The 16,437-nt window shown below is 61.6% G+C and carries 17 protein-coding genes and 1 tRNA gene; 13 read left to right on the top strand and 5 right to left on the bottom strand.

Going from position 1 to position 16,437, the window contains the following annotated elements; all coding sequences use genetic code 11:
* Positions 1-153 precede the first annotated feature (153 nt).
* Entirely contained in the window at positions 154-441 is a 288-nt protein-coding gene (locus ACMDCR_RS18150) for a hypothetical protein (RefSeq protein ID WP_413987949.1), read from the bottom strand.
* A 373-nt stretch (positions 442-814) separates the two neighbouring features.
* Between ACMDCR_RS18150 and coaD the strand changes: the two genes are divergently transcribed.
* The 11 genes from coaD to ACMDCR_RS18095 all read left to right on the top strand — a co-directional run bounded on the left by coaD (position 815) and on the right by ACMDCR_RS18095 (position 11,008).
* Entirely contained in the window at positions 815-1,333 is a 519-nt protein-coding gene (coaD, locus tag ACMDCR_RS18145; protein ID WP_413993662.1) for a pantetheine-phosphate adenylyltransferase, read from the top strand.
* A 49-nt stretch (positions 1,334-1,382) separates the two neighbouring features.
* Entirely contained in the window at positions 1,383-1,949 is a 567-nt protein-coding gene (locus ACMDCR_RS18140) for a peptidylprolyl isomerase (RefSeq protein ID WP_413987948.1), read from the top strand.
* Positions 1,950-2,000: 51 nt separating this feature from the next.
* Positions 2,001-2,471, top strand: coding sequence for a peptidylprolyl isomerase (locus ACMDCR_RS18135; protein WP_413987947.1), 471 nt, complete (start codon positions 2,001-2,003; stop codon positions 2,469-2,471).
* A 138-nt stretch (positions 2,472-2,609) separates the two neighbouring features.
* The gene (gene queA, locus ACMDCR_RS18130; protein ID WP_413993661.1) at positions 2,610-3,671 is read left to right on the top strand and encodes a tRNA preQ1(34) S-adenosylmethionine ribosyltransferase-isomerase QueA; all 1,062 of its coding nucleotides are present in this window, start codon (positions 2,610-2,612) and stop codon (positions 3,669-3,671) included.
* The gene (gene tgt / locus ACMDCR_RS18125; RefSeq protein WP_413987946.1) at positions 3,665-4,813 is read left to right on the top strand and encodes a tRNA guanosine(34) transglycosylase Tgt; all 1,149 of its coding nucleotides are present in this window, start codon (positions 3,665-3,667) and stop codon (positions 4,811-4,813) included. Before queA ends, tgt begins: the two co-directional genes overlap by 7 nt.
* A gap of 172 nt (positions 4,814-4,985) precedes the next feature.
* Positions 4,986-5,261 carry a metal/formaldehyde-sensitive transcriptional repressor gene (locus tag ACMDCR_RS18120; protein ID WP_413987945.1) on the top strand — a complete coding sequence of 92 codons (276 nt, stop codon included), beginning with the start codon at positions 4,986-4,988 and terminating at the stop codon, positions 5,259-5,261.
* Positions 5,258-6,487 carry a CDF family Co(II)/Ni(II) efflux transporter DmeF gene (gene dmeF, locus ACMDCR_RS18115; protein WP_413987944.1) on the top strand — a complete coding sequence of 410 codons (1,230 nt, stop codon included), beginning with the start codon at positions 5,258-5,260 and terminating at the stop codon, positions 6,485-6,487. The genes ACMDCR_RS18120 and dmeF overlap by 4 nt, the downstream gene beginning before the upstream one ends.
* A 115-nt stretch (positions 6,488-6,602) precedes the next feature.
* Positions 6,603-7,547, top strand: a complete 945-nt coding sequence (gene msrP / locus ACMDCR_RS18110; RefSeq protein ID WP_413993660.1) for a protein-methionine-sulfoxide reductase catalytic subunit MsrP — start codon at positions 6,603-6,605, stop codon at positions 7,545-7,547.
* Positions 7,547-8,191: a protein-methionine-sulfoxide reductase heme-binding subunit MsrQ gene (gene msrQ, locus ACMDCR_RS18105; RefSeq protein WP_413987943.1), complete on the top strand. Its 645-nt coding sequence runs from the start codon at positions 7,547-7,549 to the stop codon at positions 8,189-8,191. Before msrP ends, msrQ begins: the two co-directional genes overlap by 1 nt.
* Positions 8,192-8,571: 380 nt before the next feature.
* Entirely contained in the window at positions 8,572-10,365 is a 1,794-nt protein-coding gene (locus ACMDCR_RS18100) for an ABC transporter ATP-binding protein (protein ID WP_413987942.1), read from the top strand.
* Positions 10,366-10,654: 289 nt separating this feature from the next.
* Positions 10,655-11,008, top strand: a complete 354-nt coding sequence (locus ACMDCR_RS18095) for a hypothetical protein (protein ID WP_413987941.1) — start codon at positions 10,655-10,657, stop codon at positions 11,006-11,008.
* Between the two features lie 56 nt (positions 11,009-11,064).
* Here the strand turns inward: ACMDCR_RS18095 and ACMDCR_RS18090 are convergent, their stop codons facing one another.
* Both ACMDCR_RS18090 and ACMDCR_RS18085 read right to left on the bottom strand, forming a co-directional pair.
* Positions 11,065-11,778, bottom strand: coding sequence for an alanyl-tRNA editing protein (locus tag ACMDCR_RS18090; RefSeq protein ID WP_413987940.1), 714 nt, complete (start codon positions 11,776-11,778; stop codon positions 11,065-11,067).
* Positions 11,779-11,785: 7 nt separating this feature from the next.
* Positions 11,786-12,817: a cysteine synthase A gene (locus tag ACMDCR_RS18085; protein ID WP_413987939.1), complete on the bottom strand. Its 1,032-nt coding sequence runs from the start codon at positions 12,815-12,817 to the stop codon at positions 11,786-11,788.
* 268 nt (positions 12,818-13,085) lie between these two features.
* Between ACMDCR_RS18085 and ybaK the strand changes: the two genes are divergently transcribed.
* A complete protein-coding gene (gene ybaK / locus ACMDCR_RS18080; RefSeq protein WP_413987938.1) occupies positions 13,086-13,559 on the top strand; it encodes a Cys-tRNA(Pro) deacylase in 474 nt (157 codons plus the stop codon).
* 82 nt (positions 13,560-13,641) lie between these two features.
* Here the strand turns inward: ybaK and ACMDCR_RS18075 are convergent.
* Positions 13,642-13,717 (bottom strand) — tRNA-Asn (locus tag ACMDCR_RS18075).
* Between the two features lie 156 nt (positions 13,718-13,873).
* On the opposite strand from ACMDCR_RS18075, the gene ACMDCR_RS18070 reads away from it, so the two are divergent.
* A complete protein-coding gene (locus tag ACMDCR_RS18070; protein WP_413987937.1) occupies positions 13,874-14,155 on the top strand; it encodes a hypothetical protein in 282 nt (93 codons plus the stop codon).
* Between the two features lie 2,033 nt (positions 14,156-16,188).
* On the opposite strand, the gene ACMDCR_RS18065 is transcribed toward ACMDCR_RS18070, so the two are convergent.
* Positions 16,189-16,416, bottom strand: a complete 228-nt coding sequence (locus ACMDCR_RS18065) for a hypothetical protein (RefSeq protein ID WP_413987936.1) — start codon at positions 16,414-16,416, stop codon at positions 16,189-16,191.
* Positions 16,417-16,437: the final 21 nt, after the last annotated feature.

Genomic DNA, 16,437 nt, shown 5'->3' with positions numbered 1-16,437 from the left:
CGCAGTGTCAGCCCCTGGGCCGGATGACGTCGACGGTAAGTTCTGAGTCGCTTTTACGATTTGACGGACTAGGCAATAACTACAAAGACGCGTCGAAACAAAGAGTTAGAGCAAGGCAGCGTTTGCGCTTGAACGCGCCTTGCTCTGGAAATCTCAGTGAGCGGTGATCTTGACCAGCGTGGTCTTGCCGGAATTCTGGAAGACCTGCAGTGTGGTGACAGGTGGCATTGCGTCCGAAGAGTCGCTGGAGCCGCTTGCGCAGGCTGCCATCAAGCTGTTCTTGGCGCAGTCGCCGACGAGCGAGGCCACGGTCTGCCGGTCGCCCCGGACGGCCGCCATCTGCTGCGGCTGCATGCGGGCGACATCGAGCAGCGAGGCTGCAGCGAGAGCGAAGAGGCTGGCGCCAATTGCCACAACGGGGCGAATACGAACGGATGTCATTGCCGTGCATCCTTCCAAATTCAGGAGGCCAATGTCTGTTGCATTGCTTATGATCTAATTAACCAAACTCGAGCGTGACACGCCGTGCGTTTTCGCACACGCCAGTTCAAAGAAGGTAGGTCGAGATCGTCTTGAGGCGGGGCCGATGGTCATGTCTGCGAACCCAATCCTGGTATTTTGGCCCGGTGGCGTCTCCAATTTCATGGATGCGCTTTCCGGCTTGTTCCGCTAGGAAATGCACGAACCGCGGAAAGGTTCCATGTGAATGCGAACAAAGTGGGAAGATAGAAGTCTCGACCGTTGATTGAAGTGTATCAGAGTGGGATTTTCTGAAATCCTATACGTTGGGTTTAAGCCTTTAGACGAGAGTATGATGACCTCAGCCAATCAGGGGCCCCGTACCGCCTTTTATGCCGGCTCCTTTGACCCATTGACCAATGGGCACGTGGATGTCATCCGTCATGCGGCTGCGGTCGCCGACCGCCTCGTGGTGGCGATCGGTGTGCATCCGGGCAAGGCGCCGCTCTTCTCCGCCGAGGAGCGTGCGGAGATGATCCGCGAGGATTGTGGCCCCGTGATCGGGCTTGACCGGCTCGAGGTCATCACCTTCGCTGACCTCGCCGTGGACGCTGCGCGCCGGGTGGGCGCGACCTTGCTGATCCGCGGTCTCAGGGACGGCACCGACCTCGATTACGAAATGCAGATGGCCGGCATGAACGCAGCCCTTGCGCCGACCGTGCAAACCGTGTTTTTGCCTTCCTCGCCGATCGTGCGCCCTATCACCGCCACGCTTGTGCGCCAGATCGCGGCAATGGGCGGCGATGTTTCCGGGTTCGTACCGGCCGGCGCCCTGCGACGTCTCAAAGCCCGGTTTGCCAAACCGGCCCCATAGCGGCGTTTCCTGCTTGCAGGCAGCCGCAGTTCCTCGAGGGAGAAACTCCTTGATACGCCTTCTTTCCGTTCTGGCCGTGTTGTTCGGCCTCTTCGCCGTTGTGCCCGCCCAAGTTTCGCCGGCCTTGGCCGCGCAGGCGGATTCCAACACCATCTATCTCGACACCGCCTATGGACGTGCCGTGATCAAGCTGCGGCCGGATCTCGCTCCGCGTCATGTCGAGCAGATCAAGACCCTGGTGAAGCGCGGCTTCTATAACGGCATCGTCTTTCACCGCGTGATCGACGGATTCATGGCGCAGACTGGCGACCCGACCGGCACCGGCACCGGTGGTTCGGACCTGCCCGACCTCAAGGCTGAGTTCACCAACAAGGCCAAGTTCGTGCGCGGCGTCGTGGGCATGGCCCGCTCATCCGATCCGGATTCGGCAAATTCCCAGTTCTTCATCATGTATGCGCCGCAGTCGAGCCTGGACGGCCAGTACACCATCGTGGGTGAAGTCACCTCGGGCATGGAAGCCATCGACAAGCTGAAGAAGGGCGACGAGGCCGACAACGGCATGGTCACCAATCCCGACAAGATCATCAAGATGCAGCTGGCGCCGGGCGCCAAGTAACACTATCTACGCCGCATTCCACTTTGCTTTTACCGAGAAAGGAGCGTGCCTATGGCCGCCGATCCCGAAAACACGATCGTCATGGAAACCACGAAGGGCCGCGTCGTCATCGAGCTGCGTCCGGACCTCGCGCCCAAGCATGTCGAGCGCATCAAACTGCTCGCCCGCGAGAAGTTCTATGACGGCATCGTCTTCCATCGCGTGATCGATGGCTTCATGGCGCAGGTCGGTTGCCCCCATGGCACCGGCACCGGCGGCTCTTCGCATCCGAATTTGCCAGCCGAGTTCAATGGCGAGTCGCATGTGCGCGGCATCTGCTCGATGGCCCGCTCTTCGATGCCGAATTCGGCCAATTCGCAATTCTTCATCGTCTTCGACAACGCCAAGTTCCTCGACCGCCAGTACACGGTCTGGGGCAAGGTCGTCGAAGGCATGGAGAACGTCGACAAGATCAAGCGCGGCGAGCCTGTGCAGAACCCCGACAAGATCATTTCGATGCGCGTTCAGGCCGACGCAGCGTAAGTCGTCATCCCGGACAAGAGGCGGCACATCGTGCCGCTTCGCAGATCCGGGATCGTAAATTGATCTATCCTGATGACGATCCCGGATCTGCGAAGCAACATTTCATGTTGCATCGCGTCCGGGATGACCAGACCCCAAATGCGCGTTTCGGATTTCGATTTTCATTTGCCGCCGGAGAATATTGCGCTGCGTCCCGCCGAGCCGCGTGACGGCGCGAAGCTGCTCCTGGTCGATCCGAGCCGGGCCGGGCGCTTCTCGAACCACATCGTGCGTGACCTGCCCTCGCTGTTGCGCGAGGGCGATGCCCTTGTCTTCAACGACACCAAAGTGATCCCGGCGCGCCTCGACGGCTTGCGCCGGAGGCCTGGCGGGGCAGGGGCCTCGATCGAGGCGATGCTGCATCAGCGTATCGGTCCGGAGCGCTGGAAAGCCTTTGCCCGCCCCGGCAAGCGCATTGCCGTCGGCGACACCATCGCCTTCGGCGATGCACTGTCGGCCGAGGTCGAGGCCAAGGGCGAGAGCGGTGAGGTCACGTTGCGCTTCAGCCTGGCGGGACCGCAGCTCGACATCGCCATTGCGACGGTTGGTCATGTCCCCCTGCCGCCGTATATCGCCTCCAAGCGTGCCGAGGACCAGCGAGATCGGCAGGACTACCAAACCGTCTATGCGCGGGCCGATGGCGCCGTAGCCGCGCCAACGGCGGGGCTGCACTTCACGCCCGAGCTGCTGCAAAGGCTCGATGCAGCCGGGATCTCCCGCCACTTCGTCACACTGCATGTCGGTGCCGGCACCTTCTTGCCGGTGAAGGGTGAGGAGATCGCCGAGCACAAGATGCATGCCGAGTTCGGCGTCATCACGAGCGAGACGGCTGCCGTCCTCAACGAGACGCGCCTGCGGGGAGGGCGACTGATCGCCGTCGGCACCACCTCGCTACGCCTGCTCGAAAGCGCGGCGGCCGAGGACGGCACCATCCAGCCTTTCGCTGACGAGACCGCGATTTTCATCACGCCTGGTTACCGTTTCCGGACCGCCGATGCGCTGATGACCAATTTCCACCTGCCGCGTTCGACGCTCATGATGCTGGTTTCTGCCTTCGCCGGCTATGATGTCATGCAGGCGGCCTATGCCTATGCCATCGCGCAGGGCTACCGTTTCTATTCCTATGGCGATTCCAGTCTGCTATGGCGGGCGGCATGCTGAAAACTCCAACCGACACCGTTACCGTTTCTTTCTCGATCCACGCTACCGAAGGCGCTGCCCGCACGGGCGCCCTGCACCTGGGGCGTGGGTCCGTGCGCACGCCCGCCTTCATGCCTGTAGGCACCGCAGGCACTGTGAAAGCCATGTATGTCGACCAGGTTAAGGACCTTGGTGCCGACATCATTCTCGGCAACACCTACCATCTGATGCTGCGGCCCGGCGCGGAAAGGGTGGCGGCCCTCGGCGGCTTGCATGAGTTCTCGCGCTGGCAGGGGCCGATCCTCACCGATTCCGGTGGCTTCCAGGTCATGTCGCTGTCCGGCCTGCGCAAGCTCGACAAGGACGGCGTGACCTTCAAGAGCCATATCGATGGCTCCTTGCACCGCCTGACGCCGGAGCGTTCGGTGGAGATACAGACGCTGCTCGATTCCGACATCATCATGCAGCTCGACGAATGTGTACGCCTGCCGTCGACCCGCGCCGACATCGAGCGTGCCATGCGCCTGTCTCTCGACTGGGCCGACCGCTCCAAGCGCGCCTTCGGCTCTCAGCCCGGCAAGGCGATCTTCGGCATCGTGCAGGGTGGCGATATTCCTGACCTGCGTATTGCCTCGGCTGGCGCGCTCGCCGAGATGGATTTCCCGGGCTACGCCATCGGCGGCCTGGCAGTCGGTGAGCCGCAGGCGGTTATGCTCACCATGATCGAGACGGTCGAGCCGCATCTGCCCGCCGGCAAGCCGCGCTATCTGATGGGGGTCGGTACCCCGGACGATCTTATCGAGAGCGTCTCGCGCGGTATCGACATGTTCGATTGCGTGATGCCGACGCGAGCCGGGCGGCATGGCCTCGCTTATTCGCGTTTCGGAAAGATCAATCTCAAGAACGCGCGCCACGCCCAGGACCATCGCCCGCTCGACGAAACGTCGTCCTGCCCGGCGGCGCGCGACTACAGCCGCGCCTACCTGCACCATCTCACCCGCGCCAACGAAATCCTGGGCATGATGCTGCTGACTTGGATCAACCTGGCCTATTACCAGGACCTGATGGCCGGCATGCGTGCCGCCATTGCCGAAGGCCGTTTCGCCGACTTCAAGGCGCAGACCAAGGAGGGCTGGGTACGGGGCGACATCCCCGTGCTCTGAGCGGGTCACCCGCATTCCTCTGTTCTGCACCACTCGGCGGCTCCGGACGCAATCAATAGCCGCATTCTTCGAAGTAACGCACTGCGACGCGCGGTCCACCGCGCGCAGGCCACACGGGTTGCTTTGATTGTTTGATGATTATACCCTACCCCCCTACGCTATCGAGACGAGCATGAGTCACACGATCAAGGAGAAGGCCAAACTCCTGGCGCGGATACGGCGTATACGAGGGCAGGTCGAAGCGATCGAGCGGGCGCTGGAGAGCGAGCTCGGCTGCGATCCTGTCATGCACATGCTCGCCGGGGTGCGCGGCTCGGTGGCGGGCATGATGGCCGAGGTGATCGAGGATCACATCCGCGACCACATCATGGCGCCCGGGCAGGGGGAGGAGGCCGGCCGGGACGCCGCGGAACATCTCATCGACGTCATCAGGAGCTATCTGAAATGACTTCGCCAACCGCTTCGCCCGCCATCGGGCACAGCCATGTCTTCCTGGGTGAGAATCACGAGAGGAACGAGCGGCGCACCTGGGCCGTGATCTGGCTCTGCCTGGTCATGATGGTCGTCGAAATCGTCGGCGGCGCGATCTATGGCTCGATCGCCCTTATGGCCGACGGCCTGCACATGTCGACCCATGCCGGGGCGCTGTTGCTGACCGCCTTGGCCTATGGCTATGCGCGCCGGCACGCCGCAGACCAGCGGTTCACCTTCGGTACCGGCAAGCTTGGTGATCTCGCGGGCTATACCAGCGCCATCATCCTGGCGATGATCGCCGCCCTCATCGGTTACGAAGCGGTGATGCGGTTTATCCATCCCGTGGCGATCGATTACGAACAAGCCATCGCCATCGCAGTGATCGGCCTTGCCGTTAATGTCGCCAGCGTCTGGCTGCTGGGCGGTGGACATCACCATCATGATCATCACCACGACAGCAGCCATCACCATCACGATGAGACCCGCCAGCTGGCGATGGGGGAGGGGCCGGTCGAGCTTTCCATCTTCGAAGAGGGCGTGCCGCCCCGTTTCCGCCTCAAGGCGGGAGACGGCCATGCGCTCGAGGCGGGAGGGACGATGATCGAGACTGTCCGCGCCGACGGCCGGTCGCAACGCTTTGTCATGGCCGCGCGCGACGGCTTTCTGGAATCTCTGGACGAGATTCCCGAGCCCCATGATTTCACGGCGCATGTGCGCATCGGCGCGGAGGAACGCAGTACAGTCTTCACCGAGCACGCCCCCACCGGCGGACATGGCGACAATAACATGCGGTCGGCCTTTGCGCATGTTCTGGCCGATGCGGCTGTCTCGGTGCTGGTGATCGTCGGCCTCCTGTTCGGACGCTTTCTTGGCTGGAACTGGATGGATCCGGTGGCGGGCATTGTTGGGGCGGGGGTCATTCTCAGCTGGTCCTATACGCTGATCCGCGACACCGGCGGCATCCTGATGGACATGATGCCAGACCGGCGGCTGGTCGACGCTATCCGCGCCAGCATCGAGAAGGATGGTGACAAGGTGGCCGACCTGCATGTCTGGCGCCTCGGCCCGGGGCATCTCGGCGCCATCGTTTCGGTCGCCAGCCCGCAGCCGCACGAACCACGCTACTACCGCGACAAGCTGACGGGATTTCCTTCTCTCTCCCACGTCACAGTCGAGGTGCAACCGCTGAAGGCCGCCTGATCACGTATTGCCTCACGCAAAATGTGCTTTCCGTAATACGATCGTGAGAAACAGAGGGCCTCTGCCGCGCGTATAAGATTGTACAAGTTCACGGCCTAGCCGCGAGAGGAAGATGATGCTTATCCGCCATGCCCCCGACCTCACAGAAGCGCATGTCACGCCGAAGGAGGCCTATCTCAATCGCCGCAGTTTCCTGCTCGGCAGCGCGGGCGCCGCGATCGGCGCCGGTCTCATGTCAGGCGCAGCCGGTGCCGCTGCCCTATCCGGCGCCAAGAGCCCCTATTCCACGACGGATAAGCCGACGAGCCTCGACGACATCACCAGCTACAACAACTTCTACGAATTCGGTACCGACAAGGGCGATCCGGCCGCCTATGCCGGCAAGCTGACGACCAGCCCCTGGAGCATCAAGGTTGATGGCCTCGTCAACAAGCCCGCGACCTATGCGCTGGAAGATTTCGTCAAGCCTTATGCCATCGAGGAGCGCATCTACCGGCACCGCTGCGTAGAAGCCTGGTCGATGGTGATCCCCTGGCTCGGCTTCCAGCTCAGCGAAGTGCTGAAGAAGGCCGAACCGCAGGGTAGCGCCAAATATGTCGCTTTCGAAACGCTGGTGCGTCCTTCCGAAATGCCGGGGCAGGCGGCCTATTTCCCGGCGCTCGACTGGCCTTATGTTGAAGGTTTACGTCTTGACGAGGCGATGAACCCGCTCACCATCCTCGCCATCGGTCTCTACGGCCAGAGCATGCCGAACCAGAACGGCGCACCCATCCGCCTCGTGGTGCCGTGGAAATATGGCTTCAAGGGCATCAAGTCGATCGTGCGCATCAGCTTGGTCGACAAGCAGCCGCCAACCTCGTGGAACAAGGAAAATTCCAGCGAATATGGCTTCTACTCCAACGTCAATCCGGAGGTCGACCATCCGCGCTGGAGCCAGGCGAGCGAACGGCGCATCGGCGCGGGCCTGCTGGCCGGTCGTCAGCCTACCCTGATGTTCAACGGTTACGCCGACCAGGTCGCCTCGATGTATGCGGGTATGGACTTGAGGGCGAATTTCTGATGAGCACGCCCGTCCAAGTAAGGTCCAGCGCCGGCTTCGCCTGGCAACCGCTGATCCGGTTGCTCGTCTATATCGTCGGCTTGCTGCCGGCGGCGTGGCTGTTCTACCTCGCCTTTGCAGACCGGATCGGCGCCGATCCGGTGGCCCAGCTGGAATGGGGGCTGGGTCTGTGGGCCCTGCGCTTCCTGATCATCACGCTCTGTATCACGCCGCTGCGCCAGCTGTTCAGGATCAACCTGCTGCGCTATCGGCGGGCGTTCGGCCTGGTCGCGTTCTACTATGTGCTGCTGCATCTCAGCGTCTGGATCTGGCTTGACCGCGGCCTCGACCTGCATGCTGCGCTGACCGACATCCTGCGCCGACCCTACATCACGATTGGCATGGCAGCCTTTGTGATCCTCCTGCCGCTGGCGCTCACCTCGAACAACTGGTCGATCCGCCGGATGGGCGGCAAGACCTGGGCCAAGCTGCACAAAGCCGTCTATCTCGCCATCGCCCTCGGCGCGCTGCACTTCATCATGATCAAGAAGGTGTGGCTCATGGAGCCGCTGGTTTATGCGGCGATCGTGCTGGTGCTGCTGGCCTTCCGGCTGGTATGGCCGATGATCGGCGCCAGGAAGCCGCAAGCTCGGCGGGCGGCGTAATTGGAGTGGCGGTCTCCGACCGCCAAAACCCTGTCTGGAGGGCACAGCGGTTCAAGGCTTGGCGGTCGGAGACCGCCACTCCATTTTCGGCTCGCCTTTCCCGCGCCCGTTCATTTTTTCAAAATTTCCGGTTGCCTTAGCGTAAAACCGTCTCTATCTTGCCCATCCCGGCCACACTCAGCGAGGGAGGATTGTATGACATCATCGATTATTCTCCGTCGCGCGCCGCGCGTTCGACCCTACGAGAACATGGCACGCTGCTAGGCGTCTCCTTCTCCCCGAACGGCCCCCTGGGCTTTTTTCCCCGAACCAAATAGGCACCGCGCTTTTGCGCGCGCTTTGCCATCCGGAGACGGTGCTGTGTGGCGCCGGATGTGATCATGACTCAAACGAGCCGACGAACGGGCCGACACCCGATGGCCGCCGTGCTTGCCTTCACTTTCAGGAACTGGCGAGGGCATGTGGCCATCGTCGCCGCTATCGTTTCCACCGTTGCGGTCGCCACCATCAGCGAGGTGGTGATTCCGATCTTTGCCGGCCGGATGGTCGATGCCGTCACTGCCGGCGCCGATCGCGCCAGTGAAGCCTGGTGGGCGTTGGGCGCGATGCTGGCGCTCGCCGCCTTGGCGGTCGGCTGCCGGCAAGCCTTCTTCTACGGCATAACCGTGTTGACCACGCGGGTGATGGCATTCGTTGCCCGCGATGCCTTCGCGCGCCTGCAGCGCTTCTCGACGGACTGGCACGCCAACAATTTTGCCGGCTCCACCGTGCGCCGTATCACGCGCGGCATGTGGGCGCTCGATATGCTGCATGACACGCTGCTCGTCGCCATCCTGCCCTCCATCCTCGTGCTGCTGGGCTCGACCTGGGTGCTCGGCACGGTCTGGCCGGCGCTGGGGCTGGTGGTGCTCGTCGGCGCGATAGGCTTCGTGGCGATGACGGTGCTGCTCTCGGTGAACTATGTCGCGCCGGCGGCCCGGCTAGCCAACAGCTGGGACACGCGCGTGGGCGGAGCCTTGGCCGATGCCATCACCTGCAATGCGGTGGTGAAGGCCTTCGGCGCCGAGACGCGAGAGGACGACAGGCTTGCCAAGGTGCTCGGCAAGTGGCGTTCGCGCACCACGCGCACTTGGATACGCGGCACGAACGCCGGTACTGCGCAGAACGCCTTCCTGCTGCTGCTGCGCGCGGCCGTGCTCGGCTTCGTTCTGCTGCTCTGGATGCAAGGCCAGGCCGATGCCGGCGATGTCGCCCTGGTGCTGACGAGCTATGCCATCGTGCACGGCTATCTGCGCGACATCGGCATGCACATCCACAACCTCCAGCGCTCGGTCAACGATATGGAGGAACTGGTGGCCTTCTACGACCAGCCTATGGGTGTGAGGGATCAGGTGGGGGCGCCGGCCGCGGAGATCGGGGCAGGCCATATCGCCTTCGAGCATGTGACGTTCCACTATGGCGGGCATGCCGAGCCGCTTTATCGCGACTTCTCGGTCGAGATCAGGGCAGGGGAGAAGATCGGCCTTGTCGGGCGCTCCGGTTCGGGCAAGACGACCTTCGTCAAGCTCATCCAGCGGCTCTACGATGTGAATGGTGGGCGGATCGTCATCGACGGGCAGGATATCGCCGGGGTCTCCCAGGCGAGCCTGCGCGCGAGCATCGCCATCGTGCAGCAGGAGCCGATCCTGTTTCACCGTTCGCTGGCCGAGAACATCGCCTATGGCCGGCCAAACGCCACCCTGGCGGAGATCGAGCGCGCGGCACGGCTCGCCAACGCGCATGACTTCATTTCGGCTCTGCCGAAGGGCTATGCGACGATGGTGGGCGAGCGGGGCGTCAAGCTGTCGGGCGGCGAGCGCCAGCGCGTGGCGCTTGCACGGGCCTTCCTGGCCGACGCGCCGATCCTGATCCTGGACGAGGCCACTTCGAGCCTGGATTCGGAATCCGAGCACCTGATCCAGGAGGCGATGGAGCGCCTGATGGCGGATCGTACCACCATCGTCATCGCCCACCGCCTCTCGACGGTTCAGGCGATGGACCGCATTCTCGTCTTCGACAAGGGGCGGATCGTGGAGGAGGGGGATCACGCCAGCCTGATCCGCCACCCCGATGGCATCTATCGCGGCTTGTTCGAGCGCCAGGCGCTGGAACTGGCCAAGGGCTGGGCGGCGTAATGGTGTGCCGGTCTTCGGACCGGCACACTTCCTCTTCATCAACCCAGAGCAAAATGCGTTCAGGCAGGAACGGATTTCGAGAGTAACTTCCTGGTAGCAAAAGCATTTTGTGCTTCTTGCTGATTTGATCTGCAGGAAAAGCGCTCCAGCCAGACTGCAATGTCAATGAATGGGAGGCTGAGGTCTGTTCGCCATCGCGAATAAAATGGGAGCTGCCTTGTTTATCCCTTGTCCGGAAATTGAACGGGCATTCGCACCCGGCGCCGGCTGCTCAAGGGAGGGACCTGCTATGATCAAGGCCTTGACGATACGTCTGTCTCTACTTCTCGTCGGTGCTGCATTACCCCTCTCGGCAAGTGCCGCGACTGTGGTCACAGCTCAGAACGGCATGACGTTGTATGTCTTTGACAAAGACGCCGGCGGCAAGCCCTCCTGCTATGGTGGGTGCGCGGCGAAATGGCCGCCTTATACCGCGAAGGCCGACGAGAAAATGGGAGAAGGCTGGGCGACCGTGAAGCGCACGGATGGCGCCCTGCAATGGACCTATGACGGCAAGCCGGTCTATTTCTATGCTTCGGACAAGAAGAAGGGTGACAAGACCGGCGACGGCATTGGCGGTGTATGGCATATCATCAGCGAGTAACGGCCTGATTTCGGCGAGCGCGGCCGACGGGTCGCCTCGTTCCGCGCCCTATTCGATTAAGCCAGCGCGATCCGCACGCGGCGGTTCTGCTTGCCCTTCTTTTCGATCTGCGTCACCACGATCCGGCCAATTTCCTGCGTGTTCCTCACATGCGTGCCGCCGCAGGGCTGCAGGTCGAGGTCTTCGATCTCCACCAGGCGCACGCGGCCCGAGCCGCGTGGAGGCTTAACCGACATGGTCTTGACAAGGCCGGGATTGGCGTCGAGCTCGGCATCGGTAATCCAGCGTTCGGAAACCTCGGCGCCCTGATCGATCATGCCGTTGACTTTGGCCGCGATCTCTTCCCTGTCCAGCCCGGCATCCTGGATATCGAAGTCCAGCCGGCCCTCGCCATCGCCGATCGAGCCGCCAGTGACCGGATAGGGCAGGGCGACCGAGAGCAGATGCAGCGCCGTGTGCACCTTCATGCGCGCATAGCGACGCGGCCAGTCGAGCGCCAGTTCCACGGTGTCCCCGATGGCGGGCAGGAGCCCTTCGGGAGGCGCGACATGGGCGATTTCGGTCTTGGCTTCGTCGTTCCACACGGCATTGACGATGGCAACGGTGCGGCCGTCCGACAGGGTCAGGGTGCCGACATCGCCGGGCTGGCCGCCGCCCATGGCGTAGAAGATCGTCCGGTCCAGAATGATCCCGTGCTGCGACAGGCCGACCACTGTCGCGGTGGCGGTCGGGGCGTAGGCGTCGTCTCTGAAAAGCAAGACTGTGGCCATGGTTCACCTATTCCAATGGAGCCTTGATGGTGGAACGTTTCTCGAGCCATTCCGGGACAGGCAGATTCTTGGAACGCATGAAAGTGGGATTGAACAGCTTCGACTGATAGCGCGAGCCGTGGTCGCACAGGATCGTCACGATGGTCTTACCCGGCCCTAGGTCCTTGGCCATGCGGATCGCGCCAGCGATGTTGATGCCGGTCGAAAGCCCTACGCACAGCCCTTCCACCTGCAGGAGATCATAGACCAAGGGCACGGCTTCTTCATCCGGGATCTGATAGGCCAGATCGACAGGGGCATCTTCAAGGTTCTTGGTCACGCGGTTCTGGCCAATGCCTTCCGACATAGACGAGCCTGAGAATTTCAGCTCACGATTGCTGAACCAGGAATACATCGCCGCGCCCATCGGGTCGGCCACGCCGATCTTGAAGTCCTTGTTTACGGCTTTCAGGCCCATGCCGACGCCGGCCAGCGTGCCGCCGGAGCCGACCGAGCAGACGAAGCCGTCGAGCTTGCCGTCGGTCTGCTCCAGGATCTCCGGGGCGGTGGTCTCGATATGGGCCTGGCGGTTGGCGACATTGTCGAACTGATTGGCCCAGACCGCGCCGCCCGGCTCCGTCTTCGCAAGTTCCTCTGCAAGACGCCCGGAGACCTTCACGTAATTGTTGGGATTGGCATAGGGCACCGCCGGCACTTCCACGAGCTCGGCACCGGCGAGACGCAGCATGTCCTTCTTTTCCTGGCTCTGGGTCTCCGGAATCACGATGACAGTCTTGAAACCCATGGCGTCGGCGACCAGGGCAAGGCCGATGCCCGTATTGCCGGCCGTGCCTTCGACGATCGTGCCGCCCGGCCTCAGCTCGCCCCGTGCCACGGCGTCCTTGATGATGAAAAGCGCCGCCCGGTCCTTCACCGATTGGCCGGGGTTCATGAATTCTGCCTTGCCCAGAATCGTGCAGCCCGTCAGCTCCGAGGCGCGATTGAGGCGGATAAGGGGGGTATTGCCGATGGCGTCGACGAGACCGGTACGGAAAGCCATGTGTGAATGTCTGATGGTTTGAGGGGCGGTGACCGTAACCCGTCTTGCGGGTTCGGGATAGAGGGGGCAAGTCGCAGTTGCCTTTTCTCGGCGGATGACCGCTCGTGCCGAATGAACGGTGCTCGTTGTCCACCATTTCAGCAGATCCCGGCCACCAGGCTTTTCTGTAACGCCTTCGCAGCCCTAGCTTGAGGGGACGCCCATTCTTTCATAGCTAGGGATCGTCCGTTATGAACGGCTATCTGGGGTGAACGATTGGAAAGCTGCCATGTCCAAGGTGACGCGGGCGACACAGATGCTGGAAAAAGCCGGCGTCGCCTTTTCCGTCTATACATATGACTATGATCCGGATGCCGACCATATCGGCCTGCAGGCAGCGGACGCACTTGGCGAGGCGCCGGACCGCGTGCTCAAGACCCTGATGGCGCTCGTGGACGGCAAGCCCGTCTGCGTCATCGTGCCGTCCGATCGCGAGGTCGCCATGAAGAAGCTCGCGGCGGCCTTCGGCGGCAAATCCGCCCAGATGATGAAACCTGCCGATGCCGAGCGCAGCGCTGGCTATAAGGTGGGTGGTATCAGCCCCTTCGGCCAGATGCGCAAGGTGCGGACTGCCATCGAGCAGGCTGCACTCGACAACGAGTATGTCTTTATCAATGGGGGCCAACGGGGTCTGCAAGTCCGCCTCAACCCACGGGATGCGATGAGGGTGCTCGAAGCCCTGGCAGCTTCGCTGATGGCGTAGGGCTGTTCAATCGGCAACAAAACGAACGGAAGATTGCGCGATTTGGGGAAGCTGCTGCGTCGGCGACGCAAGGGGAAAGATTTGGCTCCGCGAGCAGGACTCGAACCTGCGACCCAGCGATTAACAGTCGCTTGCTCTACCGGCTGAGCTATCGCGGAACAGGGTGTTCCCCGGTGGGCCGGGCGTATAGCAACATCGTCGGGGGTTGCCAAGGCCAATCGTGCCCAGATTGCATCTCTTTTTTGGATTAACATCTATGCGCGAGGGAGCATATCCGGATCGACCGGGCGTTTCGTACCATTTGGAGGGGCATTTTGGAGCCAACTCAGCCGATTAGCCGTCCCAAGGTGAAAATCCTGGGACGTCATTTTCATTTGCCGGGGTCGCGTTGGCTTCGCATGATTCTCGGTGTTGCGATGATTGTCGGGGGCCTTCTGGGCTTCCTGCCGATTCTCGGCTTCTGGATGATCCCGGTTGGCCTGCTGATCCTGTCCGTGGATATTCCGGCCGTCCGGCGTGGCCGGCGCAAGCTCTCGGTCTGGTGGGGCCGGCGGCGCCAGGCCGGCAAACAGGCGCCCTCGGAGCCGACATCGTGACGACTGCGGCGCTCCAACGGCTCGGGCCGCGTATATCCGCGACAGGATCCGGGCAATCGCATCCGGCGCCATTCCGGACCCGACGAACGGTTCTAACGAGTATCGTGCCGGCTGGTACAATGGACCCTGGGGCCGCCTGCATGTCACCTCGTCGGTCATTGGCGGCAATCGGTTAGCCTACAATCCCAAGGTCCCGGCGGGCCTTACGCGCCCTACGCTTATCCGAATGTGGGCTTCACGGCCGGCGCTACTTTTGCGGCGGCTTATCACCGCACCATCAACAACAATGACCAAGGGTTGTCGGCTGTCACAAGCGTTGTGCCGGTCACCGTGAACACGCAAGCCACTGACGGCAGGGATGTGGCGTCCACACTCACTGACGCGCTCAAGCGGGTCACCAAGGTATCCACCGCAAACTACGGGCTGACGTGATGGGCGACATCCAACCGCCGCCCCCTTCATCAGCCACGACGTGTTCGAGCACATCGGCCGCAAGTTCGCCTATGCGGAGATCCACGGTCATATCGAGCTTGCGAACCGCGCCGCGGCCCTTTCAGAGGCGCTGGGCGAGTTCTTCCGCGAGCCTGCGGAGATGGACGCAAGACATTCGCGGGCGTCTTCAACGGCTGCATCGCGTTATGGGAGACATGCTGGGGCCAGGACAAGGGTGAGCCGTGGGAGCCAGCGGACTTCGCCAGGCTGCGGGAGGCGGCGCTCGCGATGTAGCGACCGATCGAGAGCGGGACGGTGCATTAGGAGTAAGCACGACTTGCCATCGGATTACGCCTTCAGCGTGCTCAAGTATGCACTTTTGCGTGGCAGGAGGCGGATCGAGTGGAAATCTGCAGAAGGATTATTGCAGGGTACCTCCCTGACTTTGCTGGTATCCCCCTTATTCTTCTACTATTACCGCTATTTGCACAATTGACGCTTAACAATAACGTCTACAAGATAATATAGAGGGACACGAAGAGCGCGGGCAAAGTAGTGGACACCGTCGATTTAGTTAGGCTTATATTTTTACTCCTGGCGTGTTTAATCACAGCTAGTGGAATTGCATCGATGGTATTTCGGAGAGACAGTGCACTGCATTGGCTCGTAGTTCTCGCCGCAGTTTGGGTTTGCGTTTTAACTTCAATTTATATTGTATCTAATCTTGACTATTAGCCTGATTTGACGATTCAAGGGGCGCAGACCTTCCTGGACCGGTTCGGCGGCTTCAGGATCGGGCCGACGGACAAGGCGCGGCGGCTGGCAAGGAGTGGTTGAGAGCCGAGTTTGCTGCCCACTTAGGGATGGCATTACCCATCCAACTCCAAATTTGGCGCCAGAGACAAAAGCCCCCGGCCTATCAGGCGAAGGCCGGGGGACGCCCATCTCGGGCACATGATCTCTGGCAGGTCATGAGGGGCAATTTGCATGACCCCACCACACTTTACTCCGTGGTAAAGTTAAAAATTGACGAATCTAGCCTGGAATTAGACAAAAATAGCCAGATCCGACCCTAGATCTTCCCGGTGTTCGTGCGCAAAACCCTGGCTGCGACCGGCCTGATTGGGTTTGCTTGGGCGATATATTCCACTGAGAGCGCTATGCAAAGAACGCAGTGCTCTCCCGTGAACGAAGAAGGAAGCTGAGAAGCGGCATCATCAAAAAGACCCGGCTCGCTTGCAGCGAACCGGGTCGGGCAAGTCCATCTCGCTCCAGAACGATGGCCTTGGTTGGCGAGGCCATCGATCACGCAAACTTACACCTTGTTGCGCTGACACATTATCCCGCAAACAGAGGAGTATCCCGCTCAAGGTAAATACCCGGCCGGGAGCCGGATGGGCCTCCTGCGAGGGCGTGAACCTCCCGCAATATGTTCATATTTTGTTTTCATTCTGCCATATGGCATCCCATCGTTCGGCCAGGGCAGATTCGTCGATGGGAAACAAGCGCGATCAGCGTTCCGGCGACATTCGGAACCCGGATGAATTGGGCCATACCAATACCCTCTAGCGATGGCGGAGTTCATCAGGCAGTGCCTATTCCTATCCCACCGCCCCGATGGACCGGGCGAACGCGTATACCGCACACAATGCTGCAACGAAACCGAACGCCGCCGCTACGGCATTGAGCCTGCCGATCCGCTGCAGAACTCCGATGAACGTATCAATGTTGTTGGGCACGTTAATAAGGGATGCCCAAAGCCAGAAGGCCGCGGCGCCAGCTGAGCACAGCATGCCAGTCGCCGCTACGCACACATCCAAGGTGGTCATGACATCTTAACCGGGCAACTT

Origin of the sequence: Labrys okinawensis (assembly GCF_047345005.1) — a bacterium.
GTDB lineage: Bacteria > Pseudomonadota > Alphaproteobacteria > Rhizobiales > Labraceae > Labrys > Labrys okinawensis.
The sequence above is the reverse complement of the archived record's forward strand: the minus strand, read 5'-3'. Positions and strand labels throughout refer to the sequence as shown.

Coding starts and splice junctions, on each gene's coding strand:
- ACMDCR_RS18150 (WP_413987949.1), bottom strand. CDS start 441: ATGACATCCGTTCGTATTCGCCCCGTTGTGGCAATTGGCGCCAGCCTC.
- coaD (WP_413993662.1), top strand. CDS start 815: ATGACCTCAGCCAATCAGGGGCCCCGTACCGCCTTTTATGCCGGCTCC.
- ACMDCR_RS18135 (WP_413987947.1), top strand. CDS start 2,001: ATGGCCGCCGATCCCGAAAACACGATCGTCATGGAAACCACGAAGGGC.
- queA (WP_413993661.1), top strand. CDS start 2,610: ATGCGCGTTTCGGATTTCGATTTTCATTTGCCGCCGGAGAATATTGCG.
- tgt (WP_413987946.1), top strand. CDS start 3,665: ATGCTGAAAACTCCAACCGACACCGTTACCGTTTCTTTCTCGATCCAC.
- ACMDCR_RS18120 (WP_413987945.1), top strand. CDS start 4,986: ATGAGTCACACGATCAAGGAGAAGGCCAAACTCCTGGCGCGGATACGG.
- dmeF (WP_413987944.1), top strand. CDS start 5,258: ATGACTTCGCCAACCGCTTCGCCCGCCATCGGGCACAGCCATGTCTTC.
- msrP (WP_413993660.1), top strand. CDS start 6,603: ATGCTTATCCGCCATGCCCCCGACCTCACAGAAGCGCATGTCACGCCG.
- msrQ (WP_413987943.1), top strand. CDS start 7,547: ATGAGCACGCCCGTCCAAGTAAGGTCCAGCGCCGGCTTCGCCTGGCAA.
- ACMDCR_RS18100 (WP_413987942.1), top strand. CDS start 8,572: ATGACTCAAACGAGCCGACGAACGGGCCGACACCCGATGGCCGCCGTG.
- ACMDCR_RS18095 (WP_413987941.1), top strand. CDS start 10,655: ATGATCAAGGCCTTGACGATACGTCTGTCTCTACTTCTCGTCGGTGCT.
- ACMDCR_RS18090 (WP_413987940.1), bottom strand. CDS start 11,778: ATGGCCACAGTCTTGCTTTTCAGAGACGACGCCTACGCCCCGACCGCC.
- ACMDCR_RS18085 (WP_413987939.1), bottom strand. CDS start 12,817: ATGGCTTTCCGTACCGGTCTCGTCGACGCCATCGGCAATACCCCCCTT.
- ybaK (WP_413987938.1), top strand. CDS start 13,086: ATGTCCAAGGTGACGCGGGCGACACAGATGCTGGAAAAAGCCGGCGTC.
- ACMDCR_RS18065 (WP_413987936.1), bottom strand. CDS start 16,416: ATGACCACCTTGGATGTGTGCGTAGCGGCGACTGGCATGCTGTGCTCA.